Raw genomic sequence first — 3,101 nt, 5'->3', positions numbered from 1 at the left:
ATTCATGCCGTTAGCATTCGAGATGCACCGAGCGATGTTTAAGGGTCAGGAGGGTATGGCAAAGCAGAAAAAAGACGAATACGAAACCGAGGAATTTGACCAGCACAATGCTTACGCAATGGTTTTTGTTTCTGTTGCAATGAGTATAACGGTCAATAACTCCTACACTGGCACATAATAATCTTTATAAGCAAACAATCTTTAAAGCATTATAAAAATCATTTACTAGGCGCAGCTAATTGATTCTTTGATTGAATTAAAGTAAGCAACATAAACTATTGACCGATTTTGATAAGGATGAAGATAATGAACATTATGATTGAAATTCATTATAAGACTGACATTAAATCAGTACAGTATAACTCCATCCCGTTAAAGGGCAGAAAACCTGAACAAATTGCTCTCCAGTGGTGGAAACAGATCAAAAAAGAAATGTCTTATCGGGCAGAATTAGAGAAAGTTATTGTGGACGGTGATAAGGATATTACCGAGTTAGTGAAGGAATTGGAGAAACAAGATTTGAAAAGGATAATGAACGATAATTTACCCTTTTAAGCCCTCTCGATGATTGAGAAAGGTTTATTTTAATTCACAATTTCGCAACAAGCAATCTGTCAATTTTTGTCTAATACACACATATAAACTAATAAGGTGTGAGGCAAAGATGTGCTTTTTGATAAAGGAAAACTTATTAAATTAAGAATTTATGATCACGGCGATTGCTACATGGCTATGGCAAGCACCAAGGATTGCTCACTTTGGAACTGCTATGGTACCACACGAGAAAGGGCGAAGGAAATGGCATTGTTTAGGCTGAATTAAGCGTTAGAGGAAGATATAAAAGAATTAAATGTAATCTTACAAGGAGAAGGGTATACGTTTTACCGAGAAAAGTAATGATGTTAACTTCCTTTCTAATGATAAAGGCTTTTTAGTAAGGTCTATAAAAGACTGGAATTGATTTTCTTGTTAAACTAACGGAGCAGGATAGATTAACAAGATACCTTCCATCTGTTTAATTGAGTGCCAGCTCATGTTATAATGAGTAACTTAGGAAAATTACTACTTTTACTTATAATTTAACGGATGCCAAGAAAAGCCTCCGAATAGCGATCAAATATGGAGGTGTAAAAGAATGAATAAACGATGGACGATTGGTAAAATTAAAGATTTTGTTGAGAAAAATTCGGAAAGTAAGTTGCTAACGACGGAATATCACGGTTTTTCTCAAAATTTACTATTTAAATGTGAATGTGGTAGCAACTTTGAAAAAACATTTACGAAATTTAAAAATAATAACCATCGTAAATGTGACGTGTGCCAACCGCCAAAAGCGTCTCGATAACGTATAGCGAATAAACGAAGTGCCGATTTCTATTAAAGAGAAGTTGGCACTATTTTTATTTTATAGGGGGAATAAAAGTGGATTTCACAAAGGGGGAGGTTTAGATTCCTTCTTAAACTACCTTGAAAGAACATAATTATCTTTCATTTTCTGTGGTGAAGATCTGCTTTATGGATGGCTAATGGGGGCTATAGTATAAGAAAATAAAATAAAGTTTTCAAGAAGCAATTATGCGCCCGAATAAGGCGCTTTTTTTTATATCTTAAATTGCCCAACTTTCAGCCTAGATTACATATTCTGTAATAGAAAGGATGGAAGGAGGTGGAAATATGTTCGAGAAATTAGAAGTGGCTTGGCAATATATTGCCTATACATTTGGGGTAGGCGCTGCAATAGGATTATTCCTCCTTGCTGATATGTTGACATCCCCAATTAAGCACCGAGGCTATCAAGAGCTTCGAGATGAGATGATGGGTAACTTTTCCTTCAGCTTTGCTAATATCTTCCGAGAAGCTTTTGATAAATCGATATTGTCTGTTGAAAAGACATATAGTGTGCTTACCAATATGTTTTTACCAATGCTTTTTATTATGGTTGCAGCTATTATTCTGCTGATTCTGGAACAACACTTATTAGGGATTGGAGTTATATTAAGGTGTAAAAGAGATTGTGAAGGATTCCACTTAAACTATCCGGTGCAAGAGTTAAAGAACGGTGATCGCTACGGCTCCTTTTTCTTGTTCCACTAACGTGGCAGTTTAGTTAAACAATAATATCATTAAATAGAGGATTTTTAGCTTTCGTAAAGAAAGAGTAAATAATAAGTGGAGAGGGGATGAAAAAAATTTGGAAGTAAGTAACCATATTATTCAGATAAAGCCTTGGGAGGATAAAGACCTTGATTTACTTTTTCGTATAAACGCTCCAGAAATGATGCAGCATCTTGGTGGTCCAGAGAGTAAAGAGCAGATTTTGAAGCGACATAAACGATATCTTGAGCTTGGTAATAGAGGACGTATCTTCAGCATTAAATTGTTATCAGAATTAGAAACAGTAGGTTCTGTGGGTTATTGGAAAACTACAAGGAATAAGGATAGTGTATATGAAACTGGATGGAGCGTTCTACCCTCGTATCAAGGGAAAGGAATAGCTACAAAAGCAGTAAAGTTAGCAATAGAAGAAGCATCTAGTGAGAACAAATATAAATACATTCACGCATTCCCATCGATTGATAATCCTGCTTCTAATGCAATTTGTCGTAAGCTTGATTTTCAGTTTATCTGTGAATGCGAATTTGAATATCCTCCAGGAAGCTTTATGCGGTGCAATAATTGGCGTTATAACTTAATTGGACAATAGCTGATTTTTCAAAAGTGTTTGTGAAGGAATGTACTTAAGCTAACGGGGCAGTTTAATAAGAGTTCTATTTAAAAAGGAACCGCGATTGGCGATTCCTAAGATTATTATTTATTTGCTGCGTTTATGGTACTAAGTGAATTGTTAAGTGCTGTTTTACACTTGTTTACATCAGGATTCGATGAACGAACTGCTGCTAATACAACATCAATTGTTCCATCAATTTTCGTCCATGTAGCGCCATCGATTTTTCGAAGCTTAGGTTCCTGTGTGTCCCATTGATGTTCTAATTCATCTGCCCCTTTTTTCGCTGAAGCAAAGCTATTTTTGTTTACAGCGTTTAGTATATCATTTTCGATTTTTGCAAAATTGTTTAACTGTCCAGATAATGTAGTTTGTG

At 35.3% G+C, this 3,101-nt stretch carries 4 protein-coding genes and 1 pseudogene; 4 read left to right on the top strand and 1 reads right to left on the bottom strand.

What is annotated here, in order from left to right:
• Positions 1-306: 306 nt before the first annotated feature.
• From V7137_RS26900 to V7137_RS26885, 4 genes are all read left to right on the top strand, one after another.
• Positions 307-555: a hypothetical protein gene (locus tag V7137_RS26900; RefSeq protein ID WP_335700913.1), complete on the top strand. Its 249-nt coding sequence runs from the start codon at positions 307-309 to the stop codon at positions 553-555.
• Between the two features lie 580 nt (positions 556-1,135).
• Entirely contained in the window at positions 1,136-1,345 is a 210-nt protein-coding gene (locus V7137_RS26895; protein WP_335700912.1) for a hypothetical protein, read from the top strand.
• Between the two features lie 329 nt (positions 1,346-1,674).
• Complete coding sequence (locus V7137_RS26890; RefSeq protein ID WP_335700911.1) at positions 1,675-2,094, top strand: hypothetical protein; 420 nt, start codon at positions 1,675-1,677, stop codon at positions 2,092-2,094.
• A 97-nt stretch (positions 2,095-2,191) separates the two neighbouring features.
• Complete coding sequence (locus V7137_RS26885; protein ID WP_335700910.1) at positions 2,192-2,704, top strand: GNAT family N-acetyltransferase; 513 nt, start codon at positions 2,192-2,194, stop codon at positions 2,702-2,704.
• Between the two features lie 104 nt (positions 2,705-2,808).
• On the opposite strand, the pseudogene V7137_RS26880 reads toward V7137_RS26885, so the two are convergent.
• Positions 2,809-3,101: pseudogene (locus V7137_RS26880) on the bottom strand (hypothetical protein); the annotation flags it as partial.

This window comes from Neobacillus drentensis (assembly GCF_036962765.1).
Taxonomy (GTDB): domain Bacteria; phylum Bacillota; class Bacilli; order Bacillales; family Cytobacillaceae; genus Neobacillus; species Neobacillus drentensis_C.
The sequence above is the reverse complement of the archived record's forward strand: the minus strand, read 5'-3'. Positions and strand labels throughout refer to the sequence as shown.

Excerpts from the sequence above, each read along its gene's own strand:
- V7137_RS26900 (WP_335700913.1), top strand. The coding sequence starts at position 307 with ATGAACATTATGATTGAAATTCATTATAAGACTGACATTAAATCAGTA.
- V7137_RS26895 (WP_335700912.1), top strand. The coding sequence starts at position 1,136 with ATGAATAAACGATGGACGATTGGTAAAATTAAAGATTTTGTTGAGAAA.
- V7137_RS26890 (WP_335700911.1), top strand. The coding sequence starts at position 1,675 with ATGTTCGAGAAATTAGAAGTGGCTTGGCAATATATTGCCTATACATTT.